The following is a 16,275-nucleotide window of genomic DNA, read 5'->3' as shown; positions in this document are numbered from 1 at the left end:
GGTAGGTGCGCAAGCGGCTCATGGCCCGACTATTCGCTGCGCGAAATGCCTGCGTCGATGACGGCGGTCAACTGAGCTTCATCGCCGCGGCTGGCATGCACCACCCGGTATCGGTCGGCCGCGACGCTGGCGCGCAGGTGCGGCTCGCGCGCACCGGCGAGGCGCTCCACCGTCCAGCGATTGCCCAGCCGGTACGCGCACGCGCCCTCGCCGCAGGGGGCCACGACCACTCCGCTGGCACCCGCGCGCAAGGCAAACTCGATGAACGATGGCGGCAGCTGGCCGGCGCACAGCAGGCTGATGCCGGCCGCCCCGGAGCTGCGCATGGCGGCGAGGTCCGCGCCCTGGTCGCATCCGAACACCAGCACCTTGTGCATGTCCGGCAGGGCGTCCAGCGCCGCGCGCACGCGCTGGCGCAATGCGTCCACCGGCAGTTGCGGCATGTCGATGCCTGCCGTCAGGCGTTGGTCGCGGCGGAAAGGCGTGGACGTGGGGCAGGCACCGGCGCAGATGCCGCAACTGGCGCAGCGCTCGGCGTCCACCACGGCCAGTTGCTGGCCGGCTTTCCCGTTCGGGTGCAGGGTCAGCGAGATCGCCCCGAACGGACAATCGACCGTGCAGCGGCGGCAGCCGTTGCAGTGGTCGGGGTCGACAACGGCCGCGACCGGGGCCGCATTGCCACCGCGCCAAGGCAGCAACACCAGGATCACGAAGGCAATCAGCAGGAGCAGCCAGACCCAGCCCGGTGTCAGGGCCTCGGCGAGCGGGTGCAGGTGCAGCAGGATCCAGTCGAAGGCGAGTGTCGTCGGGGCATGCGCCAGGTCGGCAGGCACCTGGCTGAGCACGGGCTGCAGCAGCGCGAGCAGACCCAGCATGGCGAGTGAGCCGATGGTCAACCGTCGCGGCGGCAGCACCGCCGGCCAGCCGAGTCGCTGCAAATGGAACCACAGGCCGAACACCAGCAGCAGCGCGACCCCGATGTGCACGAAGATCAGCAGCGAGAACAGCCGGTCGCTCACCGCTGCGACCCCTATGAACTGGCGGCTGAGTCCGGCGCCGAGGAAGGGCAGGGCATCGATCAGCTCTGCGCTGGCGAGCGCCGAGTACTGGCCCAACTGGTCCCAGTTGAGCCAGAAGCCGCCGATGCCGCCCAGGTACAGGAACAGCAGCAGCGGGATGCCGGTCCACCAGGTCACCCGGCGGAAATGGCGGTAACGTCCCAGCGCCCACTCGCGTGCGAGGTGCGCGATGGTGAACAGGAACATCGCGTCCGCCGCGTAGCGATGCAGGCTGCGCAGCCAGCCCCCCGCCAGGGGCTGTTCGCGCGCCAGCGACTCGATGGAGCGGTAGGCGCCGGCTGCCGAGGTGTCGAAGACGATGAACAGGTAGATCCCGCTGAGCAGGACGAGTGCCAGCATCAGGCACGCGAGGCTGCCCAGGTGAAGCAGGGGATTGCGGCCGGGCGGGAACCAGCGGTCCAGCCGGCGTTCCAGGCGGGACCAGGTCGGCTGGACCTCGGCCATCTGTTGCGCGCTCAGCCGGCGCGCGGCCGCGCGGCCGCACGCCGCGCGCGCAACTCGCTGGCGGCAAAGGCGAGCATCGCCAGGATGAAGGTGAGTCCACCGGCGATCTCCAGATACATCGCGTAGTTGACCCGGTACTTGCCGGTGACCGGGTCGTACACCGAGCAGAGGATGCGCACCTTGTCGACCAGGTCGGCGATGCTCGCAGTTTCGCTGACCAGGGTTCCGGCGAGCAGGCGTTTGAGCGGTTCGCCGAGCGAGTCGGCGGCGAAGGCATCGCCGTACACCTGGGTCGAGATCCGTCCTGCAGGGTCGAGAATGCTGACCTGCAGGGTGTGGTCGAAGCCGATCGGCGTGGCGATGAAACTGAAGCCGAAATCGCGCGCCAGCGCAGCGACGTCATCCTCGCGCGGGCTGAGAAACTCCCAGTTCGGATCGACAATGCGCTGCTGCGCGGCGAACTCGCGCAGGGCCATCGGTGAATCGGTGGGCTGGTTGAAGCCGATGCTGACCACGTTGAACTGGTCGTGGCCGAAGCGGTCGCGCATCGCATCGACCGCGCGCTTGAGGGCGCGCGAACTGGTCGGGCAGACCTTGAAGCAACCGGTGTAGATGAAGTTCACCAGCAGCGGCTTGCCGCGGAACTGCGACAGCGGGATGGCCACGCCCTCGCGGTTGCGCAAGCTGGTAGTTGCCGGGGGTCATGCCGACGGCCGCCTGGCTGGCGCGGATGGCCTGTTCCTGGTCCAGGCCGAAGGCCTGCGCGGCTTCGACAGTCACCGCTTCCTGCGCCATGCAGGGAAGCCAAACGAGCAGCGCCAGCACCCCCCAAAGGCCAGCTCGACGCCGCGGGCCGCTGCGCATCGGGTTCATCTCAGCGCGACATCGAGGCAGATCGCGCCGAGCACCAGGCAAAGTTGCACCAGCGACGCGAGGAAGCAGGCGATCGCGGTCTGCCGCGTCGGCATGTGCGCCAGCCGATACGAGCGGTACAGGAACAGACCGCCGCCCACCGCGGCGCCGACAAGTAGATCCACCCCGCGCCGAAAGCACATGGCAACAGCGAAGACGCCACCAGTGCAAGCGTGCTCCAGTGCACGATGCGCGCCGCGCGTGGCGTGCCGACGACGACGGGCAGCATCGGGATGCCGGCGGCGGCGTAGTCGTCGCGGAAGGCGATCGCCAGGCTCCAGAAATGCGGCGGGGTCCACAGGAACAGCACCAGCGCCAGCGACCAGGGCAGCGGGCCGAGGGCTGGATCGGACGCCGCCGCGCCCGCGAGTACGGCGAAGCTGCCGGACAATCCGCCGATGACGATGTTGCTCCAGCTGCGCCGCTTCAGCCACACGGTGTAGACCACCCCGTAGAAGAAAGCGCCGAGGAAAACGAAGGCAGCCGCCAGCGGGTTGACCAGCAACCAGGCGCCCGCGGTGGCTGCTGGCCAGCATCGAGGCCATCAGCAGCAACCAGCCCGGACTGGCGGAGAAGGTGCCGTTGGCGAATGCCCGGCCACGCGTGCGCACCATCAGGCGGTCGATCTCGCGCTCGTGATACTGGTTGAAGGCGCCTGCCGCGGCGGCGGCAACCAGGGTGGACAATGCGAGTACCAGCACCTGCCAACCTTTCGCTGCATGTCCCGGCGTGGCCACGAATCCGACCATCGCGGTCACCGTGATCAGCACGCCGATGCGCAGCTTGAACAGGCCGAGCACCTCGCGGGCGAGTGCCGGCAGGGATCGATCGGCGAAGGCGACGGCGGTGCTCATGGTCATGGTTCCGGCTGGGTACTGGACATCCAGGGCGCGCGAGGTCGCCGCTCCGGTTTGGGTACGCCCTCGCGGACGGGCGGCGTCGTGGCCAGCTTGCCGGATGCACGACGCCGGGCCCGATTCGGCATCGGGCCCGGCGCGACTATCAGCTCAGCCCCCACAGCGTCGACAGATACTTCCAGTTGATGAAGTAGTAGAGGACGAAGGAGACCAGGAACACCATCGCCAGCACGAAGGTGCCGGGCGCCGCGAAGCCCATCGAGCCGTAGCTTTGCACCGCGACCGAGGACGGGATCTGCAGCGGGATCGGCGTGGTCTCCTTGCTCGATGCACCGCTCTCCAGCTTCTTGCCCCACAGCAACGAACCGACCGTGATGTAGATGTAGATCGCGCCACCGACGATGGCCGCGATGCCGGCGATGCCCACCAGCCCCATCATCAGGTAGGCCGCGCCCGGCCATTCATACGCGAGCGCATTGCCGCTGAAGGCCATGTCCCAGTGACGGCGGGACACGCCGAGCGTGCCGGCGCCCATCATGACCAGGCAGAAGAAGTACATCGAGAGGCCGAACAGGTACGGCTGCCACTTGGCCAGCCCGGGTTGATCATCTGACGCTTGAACAGCACCGGGATCAGGAAGTACGTCAGCGCCATGAACGACAGCGTGGTGCCGACCACCACAGTGGCGTGGAAATGGCCCGGTACGTAGATCGTGTTGTGGATGATCATGTTCAGCTGCTCGGTGCCCATCATCACGCCGGAGATGCCGCCGAGGAAGCCGAAGCCGATGATCGAGATGAACACGCCGGAGAAGGTCGGATTGCCCCAGGGCGCCTTGCGCAGCCATTCGAACAGGCCCTTGTTGTAACCCTTGGCGCGCTGCGCCACTTCCATCGCACCGGGAATGGTCAGGCCGTGGATCATCGAGGCCAGCACCGCGAAGTACATGAAATAGCTGGTGTTGACGACCTTCCACTCGGTGCTGACGCCCGGATCGGCAAGCAGATGGTGCGCGCTGGCGAGCTGCAGGAACAGGATGTAGAGCAGGAAGGCGCCGCGCGAGACGCGTTCGCTCATCGGCTTCGCGCCGAAGGCAATCGCCGCCACCGCGTACCAGATCGAGATGTGCGCGGCGACGTTGATCTGCTGCGACGAGTGACCGAAGGCCCACCAGATCGTGCGGTAGATCAGCGCGTCGACGTGCTCGATGACACCGACCGACATCAGGAAGGTCGGGATCAGGATGATCGCGCCGGAAACGATGGTGAATACCGCGATGATGCAGGCCGTGATCGCGCCGAAGGTCACCAGCGGCACGGATCCCTGGTAGGTCCTCTCGCGCTTGGCGACGACCAGTGTGCCGAGGAACACGAAACACCCGATCAGGGCACCCACCGCAAACAGGATCAGGCCGAGGTAGAAACTCGGCGCCGCCATCATCGGCACGTAGCTGGTCATCATCACGCTGGAACCGCCCTGGTAGACGGCGATGTTGTTGACCACCGCGCCGATCACCATCAGCGCAAACGCCAGCCAGGCTATTTTGGGCGTGGCCAGCCGGCAGCGCAGCAAAGTCGATGAGCAGAAATACAGCACCGCGATTTCGAAGAAGATGATCCAGAAGATCAGCATGTCGATGCCGTGCGCGGTCAGCACCTTGTAGAAGGTGTCCGCCTCCAGCCAGTGGATCGACGGCCAGCGCGTCAGCACCACGCCGACGGCGAGGATGCCGCCGATCAGCAGGAACACCACCGCCGCCACGGCGTTGGCGATCATCAGTTTTTCAGCCTGGGATTCGAACTGCAGCCCGGAACGCGGGCAGGTCCGGTAAGTTGTTGCCTGGGACATGGCCGGTCTCCGTTACTTGACGTAAATGCGCCCGACCATCATGTGATGGCCGATTCCGCAGAACTCGTTGCATACCACCGAGAAGGTGCCGCTCTGGTTGGGCGTGACCGTGATCACATGCTCGTAGCCGGGCACGATCTGGATATTGATGTTGGCCGGCTGCAGCGAGAAATCCATGGTTGTAATCCATCGAGGTCAGGTGCAGGCGATAGGTCTTGTCCTTTTCCAGTTCCAGGATCGGCCAGAAGTTCCACAGGCGCGCGATCAGGTAGACATCGCTGCCTGCCGGCGGCGCCACCACGGGCGTTTGCATGTCGGTTTCGTTGCGCACCGTGTAGTGGTCGACCATTTTCTGGGCTTTCGCCGCAAACATTTCCGGCGTGGTCTTGTAGGTTTCAGTCGAAAGATTCTGTTTACCGTATGCGTGCCAGTAGATCATCATGAAGAACATGATCATGCACCAGACGAATGCAATCGCGATCCAGGTGCCTTCGACCCGGTCCAGCGGATGTTTCCACCAGAGTCGTTCGGCCGGCGGTAAAATGGCGCTCATGGATATATTCCCCAGTAGTGGATATCGGTTTACTTCGCCGCTGGAATGGTCAGGATGTCGATGACACCCCACAGGGTATAGATCACCATGGGAACCAGCACGCCGAGGAACAGCAGCAGGAACGGGTTATCCAGCAACTGCTGCATCATCGGCACCTTTTCGTTTTCGTCGTTATCGCTCATCGGGTCGCCTCCCCAAGGGTGTAGGTGCATGCCGGCAACGGCCGACAATCGGCCCGTATTTGCTGCCCGCGGGTACCCGCGTGTAATTGACACAGGTCAACCGTGCGCCAGATCGCCGGCCTTCACGGATGACAGCTTGCGTGGCCGGGGCGATGCTGGTATCCGGCGGGGTTTCCGGAGTGGATCGTGGCGACGATGGTGATGGGCATGCTGACGTGGAGCGCGCGCAGGAGCGGGCGATCGGCATCTGGTTGATCGTGTGCTGCGCGACGCTGCTGGCCCTGGTGATGCTCGGTGGCGCCACGCGCCTGACCGAGTCGGGGCCTGTCGATCGTTGACTGGCGCCCGGTGACCGGGGTGCTGCCACCGATGGGCGACGAGGCCTGGCAGGCGGAATTCGAAAAGTACCGGCAGAGCCCGCAGTACACCAAGGTCAACCGGGGCATGAGCCTGGACGACTTCAAACTGATCTTCTGGTACGAATACGGCCACCGGTTGCTGGCGCGCGTGCTCGGGCTGATGTTCGCGCTGCCGCTGCTGTGGTTCTGGCTACGCCGGGCGATTCCGCCGCAGTTGCGCTGGCCGCTGGTCGGCATCCTGGCGCTCGGCGCGGCGCAGGGCTACATGGGCTGGTTCATGGTCAAGAGCGGGCTGGTCGACATTCCGCGAGTCAGCCACTACCGCCTGGCGGCGCATCTGTCTCTTGCGCTGCTGATCTATGCCTCGATGTTCTGGCTCGCGGTGCGCACCTTGTGGCCGGTCGCGCCGACCGCCCAAGCGCTCGGGCGCACCCCGAAGATCCTGCTGGGCTGGTTGGCCGTGACCATCGTGTTCGGTGCCTTCGTGGCGGGCATGCGCGCCGGGCTGATCTACAACACTTTCCCGCTGATGGGCACGCACCTGGTCCCACCGGGCATGTGGACCTTCGATCCCTGGTGGCTGAACTTCCTCGAGAACCCGGTGACGGTGCAGTTCGTGCACCGCGTGCTGGCGCTCGGCGCGCTCGGCATCGTCGCCGGCATATGGTGGGTATGGCGACGCAGCCCGGTGCTGGACGCGCAGCAGCGTCGTGCCGCCCACTGGCTGCTGCTCGCCGTGCTGCTCCAGGTGAGCCTCGGGATCGCGACGCTGCTGCTGCACGTGCCGGTCTGGCTGGGCACCTTGCACCAGGGCGGGGCGGTGGTGCTGCTGAGCGCCGTGCTGTGGCTGCTCAGCCGGGGCGGCCGGCCGGCGGTCTGACTCGCTCAGCGCGAGAGGTACTCCTGCAGTGCGCGCAGCCGCTGCAGCATGGATGCAGGGTCGTGCGGCGCGGTCAGGGCACCCACACCCCTGCCTTCAGGATCCACCACGATGATCGCGGTGGTGTGGTCGATGCTGCGCACACCGGCCTGGTCCACATGCTCGGCGTGGATCACGCCGAGCGAGTCGGTGAGCTTCTGCAGTTCCGCCGGATTGCCGGCGAGGCCGGTGAAGGCATCGCCAAAGTATCCGAGGTAGGCAGCGATCCGTTCCGGGCTGTCGTTGGCGGGATCGACACTGACGAAGACATGCCGGGTGACGCGCGCATCTGGTTGAGTGGCTTGCAAGCGCTGGACACCGCGCAGTGCCTGCAGGGTGGTGGGACAGACATCCGGGCACTGCAGGTAACCGAAGTACATCAGGCTCCAGTGTCCGCGCAGGTCTTCGGCGGCAAACGACTGGCCGTGCTGGTCCACCAGGTTGAACCCGGCGACCGGTCGCGGCACCGGCCACAGGACGGCCTGAACCTCGGCCGGTGCCTGTTCCCAAAGGTCGCTGTCCTGGTTGGCACGGCCCAGCCAGAGCAGGGCCAATGCGGCAGCGGCCGTGAGGATCAGCGCATGTCGAGCGGGCTTCATGGATTCCAGCGTAGGCATCGAGTGGATCCGCTGCCTTGACGGCGGTCAGCCGGGTGCTTGACTGCCATCAATGCTTCGGCTGCGATGTCCTGCGAGCTTGCGGCCATCCTGGCGCAACGCGGAACCCAAGTGGACTACGTCAGCTGGCTGCCGCACCTGAACGCGAGCCTGAATGGCCTGAGTGCGGTCCTGTTGCTGCTGGCGCGCAGGCAGATCAAGGCGAAGCAGGTCGAAGCGCACCGGCGCACGATGCTCGCCGCGCTTGCGGTCTCGGCCCTGTTCCTGGTCTCGTACATCGCCTACCACTACGGCGCGCCGATCTTCCGCTTCCGCGGCCAGGGCTGGATCCGTCCGGTCTACTACACCCTGCTCATCAGCCATGTGACGCTCGCGGCGATGTCCTTGCCGCTGATCGCGATGACGGCGGCGCGCGGCTTGCGGCAACGGGTCGCGAGCCACCGTGCCCTGGCGCGCTGGACCTGGCCGCTGTGGATGTATGTCTCGACGTCCGGACTTGCGGTGTATCTGCTTCTCTACTCCCCCCCCCGACTGGGCCTGAGCCGCCACTTTCGGCGACGGGCTCAGTCCTCAGGTGATCGTGAGCACCATGCCGGCGACCACCATCGCGACTCCCAGCAAGCGGATCGGCTGCACTCCGGCGAGGATCGGCCGGCGCAGGCCCGCGGCGATCAGTACACCACTTGCGTGCAGGAGCGAAGTCGCGATCAGCATGCCGGCGAGATAGGACCCAACGGCGACACCAGCCGCGGCTTCGACACCATGGGCGTGTCCGTGTACCACGGCGCACAGGGCGACCAGCAGCGCTGCGGCCGGCAGCGACAAACGTGTTGCCAGGGCGAGCGGCACGCCGATGGCCAACACACTGATGGCGATCAGATGCTCGGCTGGCTGCGAACCGGCCAGTCCGGAAATGCCCGCCAGCGTTGCCAAGGCCATGCTCGCGACGAACACCAGCGGCAGCGACCAGCGGGCTCGGCCGCCAACCGCGACGCCGAGGACACCGACGCCGAGCATCACCAGGACATGGTCCAGGCCTGCCACCGGGTGCAGCATCCCCGCCAGGAACCCGTCGTGGGTGCCGGGGCCAGCATGCGCAAGTAGCGGCGCGGGCAGTGCAGTGGCTCCCAGCAACAGGGCGGTCAGCACGCGCTTCATCGAGAATCCAGTCGTCGCGGACATGGTGATCAAGCCTCTTTCATGGGGTGAGCTCACGCAGGGCATCGACGATGCGCCGGCGCTCTTCGGGGTCGCGTACCTGCGACAGGGTCTTGCTGGTACCGGGGAGGAAGGCCACCGGGTCGGCGAGATAATCATCGATCTCCTCCGCGGTCCATGTCCCGCCGGCCGTGGCCAGCGCAGGCGAATAACCAAACCAGCGCGAAGCGCCTTTGGCGCTGCCGATGATGTTCCGCAGCGAGGGCGTCGGGCCCTCGGCGCCCGCGGCGCTGAGTCGATGGCAGACCGCGCACGGCGCCAGCGCGCCATGTTCCGACGGTGACACGGTGTTGTAGCGCAGGCCATCGACCCGGCGCAGGGTGTCTGCCTCGGGCGCGCGATCGACGACCGCCAGCCACGCGGCGCCAGTCACAGCAGCGATCGCCGCCGCGAGCATCACCACCCTGGATGCGCTGGCCACGGTACACCTCCCGACTCGACGCGAATGCCGGCCATGCGCGTCATTGACCACCCTAAAGCCGGGGTGCGCCATGACATTCGTCAAAGTCCGCGGGTTTGATTGGGATCAATGCGGCCGCCTGCAGCGCGCCCACGATGTCTCGCAATGTTGCGGTCGTCCCCGGCTCGCATGCCCCGGGGCAGCTTCGGTCGGGGAGTGGCGCCATGAGCATCGACGTGGAACGGCAGGATTCGTTCGCAGGGCTGCTGGACCCACAGGCGGATCTCCCGATCAGCCTGCTCGGCGGCTTGACGCGACGGCAGATGCTCAAGTTCTGTGCGGGCGTGGCGGCCACGATGGGATTGAGCCAGGCGGCGGGTGTGCGCATGGCGCTCGCGGCCGAGAATCCGATGCGTCCCCCTGTGATCTGGCTGCACGGCCAGGAGTGCACCGGCTGCACAGAGACCTTGCTGCGCGCCTACCACCCGACGCTGGAGTCCCTGCTGCTCGACGTCATCTCGCTGGACTACCACGACACTCTGTGCGTGGGCGCCGGCAAGCAGGCGCTCGATCACAAGCACAAGGTGATGGAGGAATACCGCGGCAAGTACATCCTGGTCACCGAAGGCGGCACGCCGATGGCCGAGGGTGGCATCTACTGCAAGGTCGGCGGCCGCACTCAGGTGGAACTGGTGCGCGAGGCGGCGGCGGGCGCTGCGGCAGTGATTGCGATCGGTTCCTGCGCGGCTTGGGGCGGCGTGCAGTCGGCGCATCCGAACCCGACCGGCGCGGTGGGGACGCAGGAGGTGATCCCCGGCAAGACGGTGATCAACATCCCGGGATGTCCGCCCAATCCCTACAACTTCCTGTCGACCGTGCTGCACCTCCTGACCTTCGGCGAAGCGCCGGCGCTGGATGCACACAACCGGCCGAAGTTCGCATACGGCCGCCTGATCCATGAGAACTGCGAGCGCCGGCCGCATTTCGACGCCGGGCGCTTCGCGCTCGAATTCGGCGACGCCGGGCACCGCCAGGGCTTCTGCTTGTACAAGATCGGCTGCAAGGGGCCCGAGACGCATGCGAACTGCCCGGCGATCGGCTTCGGCGACGTGGGGGAGGGCAACTGGCCGGTCGGCATCGGCGCACCCTGCTTTGGCTGCACCGAGAAGGGTGTCGGTTTCAGCAAGCCGATCCATGCGCTGGCCGACTTGGTGTCGCAGACGCCGCCATCGCTGTATCCGTCGGTCGACGGCGCACGCGGACAGGGCGCAAGCCCCGGCGCCGCGGCGCTGGTGGGTGGCGTGATCGGCGTGGCGCTCGGGGCCGGCGCGATGTTCACCCGAAACATGGCGGAAGAGCGCGACAAGGCGGAGAAGAAGTCCGGGCGGGAGGTGTGACATGACACTCTCTCGGCGACAGTTCCTCACCGGCGCGGGCGCCGGAGCGGCGACGGCGGCGTGCCTGGCATCGACGCCTGCGCAGGCGCTCTCGCGGGAACCCAAGGCAATGCCCGAAGGGGCGCTCGGCATGCTGTTCGATTCGACCCTGTGCATCGGCTGCCAGGCCTGCGTGTCGGCCTGCCGCGCCGCCAACGGAGTCGAATCGGGCGCGACGCCAGCGCCGCTGGCCGACTGGAACGCCGCGAACACCTGGGCGCTGGCCGAGGACCTCGATGGCGTCACCCTCAATGTCATCAAGGTCTATCGCGACGGCGATGCCTCGGTGAAGGATCGTGCAACCGACGGTTTTGCCTTCGTCAAGCGCAACTGCCTGCATTGTGTGGATGCCAGTTGCGTCTCGGTGTGCCCGGTCGGCGCGATGATCAAGGATCCGGTCACAGGCATCGTGACCCACGACGCCGATGCCTGCCTGGGATGCCGCTACTGCTCTTACGGCTGTCCTTTCGGCGTGCCGCAGTTCGATCTGGGCAAACCTTTCGGGCAGATCAACAAATGCCAGATGTGCGCGCACTTGCAGGCGCAGGGAGGCATTCCGGCATGCTGCGACGTGTGTCCGACGGGTGCTTCGCTGTTTGGCCCGGTGGCCGATCTGCAGGCAGAGGCCGAACAACGCCTGGCCGCGGAGCCTGGCACCCTGCATCAGTTCCCGCGCGGCGATATCCGCGGCGACCGGCCGATGCACGAGGCGGCGATTGCGCTCTACCAGAAGCATGTCTATGGCCAGACCGAGGTCGGCGGCACCCAGGTGCGTTACCTGAGCGCCGTGCCCTTCGAGAAACTCGGCCTGCCCACGCTCGGGCCGGACGCGCCGGTGCGCTTCGTCGAGGGTTTGCAGCACAAACTTTACAACTACTTGCTGGCGCCTGCGGTGGCGCTGTTCGGGTTGGCTTGGGTCGTTCGACGCAACAAGCCCGGCATCGACGCGCAGGACCACGAGGAGCACTGAGATGTCCGGTCATCCGCAGCGGCTGCGTGGGGTTTCGCTGTTCACGCCTTTCAGCCTGGTGCTCGGGTTGCTGGCCTCGATTGCGGGCATCGTGCTGCTGAAGCGCTTCATCTACGGCCTGGGCGACGTCAGCAACCTGAGTGCGGGGTATCCCTGGGGCCTGTGGGTGACCTGGGACCTGATCATCGGCAGTTCGCTCGGCTGCGGCGGCTTTGCCATGGCCATGCTGATTTACGTGTTCAACCAGGGTCGCTACCACCCGTTGATGCGGCCCGCCTTGGTCAGCAGCCTTTTCGGGTACGTGCTGGCAGGCTCCGCCGCGATCATCGACATGGGCCGCTGGTGGCAGTTCTACAACCTGCTGCTGCCGTGGCACTGGAATTTCAGCTCGGTGATGCTGGAGACCGGCCTGTGCGTCAGTGCGTACACCCTGCTGCTGTTCGTCGAAAACTCGCCGATGGTGCTGGAGCGCTTCGGTCTCGAGAAATGGCGCCAGCGCATCGCCCGCGTCATGTGGCTGGTCATCTCGATCGGCATCCTGCTGCCATTCATGCACCAGTCTTCGCTTGGGTCGATCCTGCTGGTGGTCGGGCACAAGCTGTCGCCCTTGTACCTGACGCCGTGGCTGCCGCTGCTGTTCGTCAGCTCGGTGCTGGCGATGGGCTATGCGCTGGTGGTGTTCGAGGCCACGGTGGTCACCAAGAGCTTCCGCCTGGCGTCGGAGCATCACATGCTGGCACGGCTGTCGAGCGTCATCGGTTGGCTGCTGGCCGGCTGGCTGCTGCTGCGCTGGGCCGACCTGCTGTGGCGCGACGCGCTTGGCGACGCGCTGGAACTGACGCCGCTGGCGGCGAGCTTCTGGTCCGAGAATGCGCTGGCGCTGTTCGCTGCGGTGGGATTCCTGTCGCCCGCGGCGCGGCGCGATGAGGTCTGGACCTTCCTGGCCGCGCTGGCGCTGCTGCTGTTCGCGATCGTCTATCGCTTCAACGCCTATCTGGTCGGCTACACGCCGGCGGTCGCCGGCTATACGTACTTCCCGTCGGTGCAGGAGATCCTGGTCACGCTGGGCATGATCGCCTTCGAGATCCTCGGTTACCTGGTCGTCATCAAGCTCTTCCCAGTCCTGCACGCCCCGGTGCGGCAGCCCGCGCACGCCTGATCAGGAGTCTCCCATGACCCGTGTCGTGATCGATCCCATCACCCGCATCGAAGGTCATCTGCGGGTCGATGTCGAGGTGGACGGCGGCCGCGTGACCAAGGCCTGGTCCTCCGGCCAGATGTGGCGCGGCATCGAGCTGATCCTGCGCGGGCGCGATCCGCGCGATGCCTGGGTCTACGCCCAGCGGATCTGCGGCGTGTGCACCACGGTGCACGCGCTGGCCTCGGTGCGGGCGGTGGAGAACGCGCTGCAGCTGCCGGTGCCGCTGAACGCGCAGTACATCCGCAACATGATCATCAGCGCGCACGGCATCCACGATCACCTGGTGCACTTCTACCACCTGGCGGCGCTGGACTGGGTGGACATCGTGTCCTCGCTGCAGGGCGATCCGAGGCGGCGCGGCAACGCTGGCGCAGTCGCTGTCGGACTACAAGGGCAACTCGGTGCAACAGATGCAGGCGGCGCGCGATCGACTGGGCACCTTCGTCGCCAGCGGCCAACTCGGGGTGTACGCCTCCGGCTACTGGGGGCACCCGGCGATGAAACTGCCGCCGGATGCCAACCTGATGGCGGCCGCGCACTATCTGCAGGCGCTGGAAGTGCAGCGCAGCGCCAACCGGATCGTCTCCATCCTCGGCGCGAAGACGCCGCACATCCAGAATCTCGCGGTCGGCGGCGTCTCCAATGCGATCAACCCCGACAGCCAGTCGACGCTGACGCTGGAGCGCCTTCACGCAGTCAAGGCGCTGATCGACGAACTCGGCGACTTCGTGCACAACGCGATGATGGCGGACGTCGCCGCGGTGGGTGCGCTGTACGCGGACTGGACCGGCTATGGCAAGGGCATCACGCACTATCTGTCGGCACCGGACCTGCCGCTCGACGAGATGGGGACGCAGTTCGAACTGCCAGGAGGCTACATCCCGGACGGCGACCTCGCGAAGTTCCGCGCCATCGATGACTACCAGGATGCCTTCTTCCGCGACGGCGTGAAGGAGGAAGTCGGGCATTCCTGGTATCGCTACGCGGGCGACCAGCCTTCGCTGCATCCCTGGGAAGGCCAGACCGAGCCCAACTACACCGACTTCCAGGAGGACGGCAAATACTCCTGGATCAAGGCGCCGACCTTCCACGGCGAACGCGTGCAGGTGGGCCCGCTGGCCAATGTGCTGGCGATGGCAGCGGCCGGCCACGCGTCGACCAAGCGCCATCTGGACAAGTTGCTGGCGCAGGCCAGTGCGGTCGCCGGCGCGCAGATCCCGCTGTCCGCGCTGCATTCCACCATCGGTCGCATCGCTGCGCGGGCGGTGCGCTGCGCGGTGCTGCACGACAGCCTGGTCAACCAGTGGAAGCTGCTGATGGCGAACATCGCCAAGCGCGATTTCGACACCTGGAACCGGCCTGTGTTCCCCAAGGGCGAGATCCGTGGATTTGGCTTCCACGAGGCGCCGCGTGGCGTGCTCTCGCACTGGGTGGTGATCGAGGACGGCAAGATCCGCAATTACCAGGCCGTGGTTCCGTCGACCTGGAACGCCGGCCCGCGCGACGACCAGGATCGCCCGGGGCCTTACGAAGCAGCGCTGCTGGACAATCCGGTGGCGGATCCGGAGCTGCCGCTGGAGGTACTGCGCACGGTGCACAGCTTCGATCCGTGCATCGCCTGCGCGATCCACATGAGCGATCCGCAGCGACGCCCGATCGTTTCAGTCAAGGCCTTCTGAAGGTGGACATCCTGGTGCTCGGCATCGGCAACATCCTGCTCCAGGACGAGGGCATCGGCGTGCATGTCGTGCAACGCCTGCAGGCCCGCTGGCGCCTGCCGGCGCAGGTGCAGGTGCTCGACGGCGGCACCTCGGGGATGGTGTTGCTCGACGACGTGGCCGCCTGCGAGCACCTGCTGATCGTCGATTGCGCGCGGCTCGACGGTCCACCCGGCGAAATCCACGAGTTTCAGGGCGCCGCGGTGCCCGCTTTCTTCCAGCAACGCATCTCGCCGCACCAGATCGGCCTGTCGGACCTGCTCGCCGCGGCCGCGCTGATGGATGCCTTGCCCGCGGGACTTTCGCTGGTGGCGGTCGAACCTGCCGGGATCGAACTCGGCACGGAGCTGACACCCATCGGCGAGCGCGCTTGCGAGGCAGCGCTGGAGTGCGTGCTCGCGCGCCTGCGGCGGCTGGGCGTCGCCGCCGTGCCGGCGCTGGAGGTGGCCTGATGTGCCTGAGCGTGCCCATGCAGGTGGTCGCACTGGGTCCGGGGCATGCCGTGGTCGAGCGCGGCGGCACGCAATTGCCGGTCTTGCTGCACCTGCTGGATGAGCCCGTGAACGTGGGCGACTACCTGGCGGTGCAGGCGCAACGTCACGCGCTGGCGAAACTGACACCTGCGGAGGCATGCGAGATGCTCGAGCTCTACGCCCGCCTGCAGGTCTTGATGGAGGAAGCGCGATGAACAACCACGCCAGTGACCTCCGGGTCTGCGCGCTTGCGGTGCATTTCCGCGAGATCGGGGATACCCGGATGCGCGAGCTGCCGTTCTACAACGCGCAATTGTCGGTGGAAGCCTGCGGGTTCACGCACTTCGACGAGTCGGACCTGATCGGCGTGCTGGTCACGCCCTGGTTCATGAACCTGATGCTGCTGCCACTGGAGCAGGCACCGGTGGATCCGACGCGTTTCGGCCAGGCGCGGGGCATTCCGCTGCCGGGTGGCTCCCGGCGATTCGTCTACGGTGGGGACGAGGGCATCGGCGCCTACTGGGCGCACTCGCTGCATTCGCCGATGCACGCCTTCGGCTCGCAGGCGCATGCCTGCAACGAGGCACGGGGGGTGCTGGCGCAGGTGCTCGCCGCGAAGCCGGCGGTGCCGCGCGTGGACAGCCCGGGTCGGCGTGCGTTCCTTGCAGGATGGCGCCCGATGGCGCCGGTGGTCCCCGATCGCGCCGAGACTTAGGCCAGGGCTGCCATGCACGAGATGTCGCTCTGCCTGTCGCTGGTCGACCTGCTCACCGAGCACCTTCAGGCTGAAGGCGCGACACGAGTGCTGCGCGTGCAACTGGCGATCGGCGCTCTCGGGCAGGTGGAGCCGGCCGCACTGGTTTTCTGTTTCGACTGCGCCGCACGCGGCGGGCCGGCGGAAGGCGCACACCTGGACATCGAGATCATTCCCGGCCGCGCCTGGTGCTTCGACTGCGGCCATGGCGTTGCCATCACCAGCCGCCAGGACGCCTGCCCGGAGTGTGGCGGGTCAGCGCTGCGGATCGACGACGGCGAGCAGTTGCGCCTGAGCGCCATGGAGGTCGCTTGAGCACGGCGGGCGCCCTTGGG

12 protein-coding genes and 6 pseudogenes are annotated in these 16,275 nt (G+C 66.8%); 10 read left to right on the top strand and 8 right to left on the bottom strand.

Annotation, left to right across the window (positions count from 1 at the left end; genetic code table 11):
* Positions 1–29 precede the first annotated feature (29 nt).
* The 6 genes and pseudogenes from IPK27_19705 to IPK27_19680 form a co-directional block, all read right to left on the bottom strand.
* A complete protein-coding gene (locus IPK27_19705) occupies positions 30–1,523 on the bottom strand; it encodes a hydrogenase iron-sulfur subunit (GenBank protein ID MBK8069757.1) in 1,494 nt (497 codons plus the stop codon).
* A gap of 11 nt (positions 1,524–1,534) precedes the next feature.
* Positions 1,535–2,206, bottom strand: coding sequence for an SCO family protein (locus IPK27_19700; protein MBK8069756.1), 672 nt, complete (start codon positions 2,204–2,206; stop codon positions 1,535–1,537).
* A 186-nt stretch (positions 2,207–2,392) separates the two neighbouring features.
* Positions 2,393–3,289 (bottom strand): annotated as a pseudogene (gene cyoE, locus IPK27_19695) (protoheme IX farnesyltransferase).
* Positions 3,290–3,437: 148 nt separating this feature from the next.
* A pseudogene (locus IPK27_19690) lies at positions 3,438–5,140 on the bottom strand (cbb3-type cytochrome c oxidase subunit I).
* Between the two features lie 12 nt (positions 5,141–5,152).
* Positions 5,153–5,693 (bottom strand): annotated as a pseudogene (locus IPK27_19685) (cytochrome C oxidase subunit II).
* A gap of 29 nt (positions 5,694–5,722) precedes the next feature.
* Positions 5,723–5,875 carry a hypothetical protein gene (locus IPK27_19680; protein ID MBK8069755.1) on the bottom strand — a complete coding sequence of 51 codons (153 nt, stop codon included), beginning with the start codon at positions 5,873–5,875 and terminating at the stop codon, positions 5,723–5,725.
* Between the two features lie 152 nt (positions 5,876–6,027).
* Here IPK27_19680 and IPK27_19675 point away from each other — a divergent pair.
* Positions 6,028–7,114, top strand: a pseudogene (locus IPK27_19675) (COX15/CtaA family protein).
* Between the two features lie 5 nt (positions 7,115–7,119).
* Here the strand turns inward: IPK27_19675 and IPK27_19670 are convergent.
* A complete protein-coding gene (locus IPK27_19670) occupies positions 7,120–7,770 on the bottom strand; it encodes an SCO family protein (protein MBK8069754.1) in 651 nt (216 codons plus the stop codon).
* A 66-nt stretch (positions 7,771–7,836) separates the two neighbouring features.
* Here IPK27_19670 and IPK27_19665 point away from each other — a divergent pair.
* Positions 7,837–8,289: pseudogene (locus IPK27_19665) on the top strand (DUF420 domain-containing protein).
* Positions 8,290–8,340: 51 nt separating this feature from the next.
* Here the strand turns inward: IPK27_19665 and IPK27_19660 are convergent.
* Positions 8,341–9,294, bottom strand: coding sequence for a HupE/UreJ family protein (locus IPK27_19660; GenBank protein MBK8069753.1), 954 nt, complete (start codon positions 9,292–9,294; stop codon positions 8,341–8,343).
* A gap of 318 nt (positions 9,295–9,612) precedes the next feature.
* On the opposite strand from IPK27_19660, the gene IPK27_19655 reads away from it, so the two are divergent.
* The 8 genes and pseudogenes from IPK27_19655 to hypA all read left to right on the top strand — a co-directional run bounded on the left by IPK27_19655 (position 9,613) and on the right by hypA (position 16,255).
* Positions 9,613–10,785, top strand: a complete 1,173-nt coding sequence (locus tag IPK27_19655) for a hydrogenase small subunit (protein MBK8069752.1) — start codon at positions 9,613–9,615, stop codon at positions 10,783–10,785.
* Between the two features lies 1 nt (position 10,786).
* Positions 10,787–11,794: a hydrogenase 2 operon protein HybA gene (hybA, locus tag IPK27_19650; GenBank protein MBK8069751.1), complete on the top strand. Its 1,008-nt coding sequence runs from the start codon at positions 10,787–10,789 to the stop codon at positions 11,792–11,794.
* A gap of 1 nt (position 11,795) precedes the next feature.
* Positions 11,796–12,953: a Ni/Fe-hydrogenase cytochrome b subunit gene (gene hybB / locus IPK27_19645; GenBank protein ID MBK8069750.1), complete on the top strand. Its 1,158-nt coding sequence runs from the start codon at positions 11,796–11,798 to the stop codon at positions 12,951–12,953.
* Positions 12,954–12,966: 13 nt separating this feature from the next.
* A pseudogene (locus IPK27_19640) lies at positions 12,967–14,674 on the top strand (nickel-dependent hydrogenase large subunit).
* A gap of 2 nt (positions 14,675–14,676) precedes the next feature.
* Positions 14,677–15,165, top strand: coding sequence for a HyaD/HybD family hydrogenase maturation endopeptidase (locus IPK27_19635; protein MBK8069749.1), 489 nt, complete (start codon positions 14,677–14,679; stop codon positions 15,163–15,165).
* Complete coding sequence (locus IPK27_19630; GenBank protein ID MBK8069748.1) at positions 15,165–15,401, top strand: HypC/HybG/HupF family hydrogenase formation chaperone; 237 nt, start codon at positions 15,165–15,167, stop codon at positions 15,399–15,401. The genes IPK27_19635 and IPK27_19630 overlap by 1 nt, the downstream gene beginning before the upstream one ends.
* Positions 15,398–15,901, top strand: coding sequence for a [NiFe]-hydrogenase assembly chaperone HybE (hybE, locus tag IPK27_19625; GenBank protein ID MBK8069747.1), 504 nt, complete (start codon positions 15,398–15,400; stop codon positions 15,899–15,901). Before IPK27_19630 ends, hybE begins: the two co-directional genes overlap by 4 nt.
* 12 nt (positions 15,902–15,913) lie before the next feature.
* The gene (gene hypA, locus IPK27_19620; protein MBK8069746.1) at positions 15,914–16,255 is read left to right on the top strand and encodes a hydrogenase maturation nickel metallochaperone HypA; all 342 of its coding nucleotides are present in this window, start codon (positions 15,914–15,916) and stop codon (positions 16,253–16,255) included.
* The last annotated feature ends 20 nt before the right edge of the window (positions 16,256–16,275 follow it).

The sequence above is a fragment of the Rhodanobacteraceae bacterium genome, assembly GCA_016713135.1.
GTDB lineage: Bacteria > Pseudomonadota > Gammaproteobacteria > Xanthomonadales > SZUA-5 > JADKFD01.
The sequence above is the reverse complement of the archived record's forward strand: the minus strand, read 5'-3'. Positions and strand labels throughout refer to the sequence as shown.

Excerpts from the sequence above, each read along its gene's own strand:
- hybB (MBK8069750.1), top strand. The coding sequence starts at position 11,796 with ATGTCCGGTCATCCGCAGCGGCTGCGTGGGGTTTCGCTGTTCACGCCT.
- hybA (MBK8069751.1), top strand. The coding sequence starts at position 10,787 with ATGACACTCTCTCGGCGACAGTTCCTCACCGGCGCGGGCGCCGGAGCG.
- IPK27_19680 (MBK8069755.1), bottom strand. The coding sequence starts at position 5,875 with ATGAGCGATAACGACGAAAACGAAAAGGTGCCGATGATGCAGCAGTTG.
- IPK27_19705 (MBK8069757.1), bottom strand. The coding sequence starts at position 1,523 with ATGGCCGAGGTCCAGCCGACCTGGTCCCGCCTGGAACGCCGGCTGGAC.
- IPK27_19630 (MBK8069748.1), top strand. The coding sequence starts at position 15,165 with ATGTGCCTGAGCGTGCCCATGCAGGTGGTCGCACTGGGTCCGGGGCAT.
- hypA (MBK8069746.1), top strand. The coding sequence starts at position 15,914 with ATGCACGAGATGTCGCTCTGCCTGTCGCTGGTCGACCTGCTCACCGAG.
- hybE (MBK8069747.1), top strand. The coding sequence starts at position 15,398 with ATGAACAACCACGCCAGTGACCTCCGGGTCTGCGCGCTTGCGGTGCAT.
- IPK27_19660 (MBK8069753.1), bottom strand. The coding sequence starts at position 9,294 with ATGGCCTGCGCTACAACACCGTGTCACCGTCGGAACATGGCGCGCTGG.
- IPK27_19670 (MBK8069754.1), bottom strand. The coding sequence starts at position 7,770 with ATGCCTACGCTGGAATCCATGAAGCCCGCTCGACATGCGCTGATCCTC.
- IPK27_19655 (MBK8069752.1), top strand. The coding sequence starts at position 9,613 with ATGAGCATCGACGTGGAACGGCAGGATTCGTTCGCAGGGCTGCTGGAC.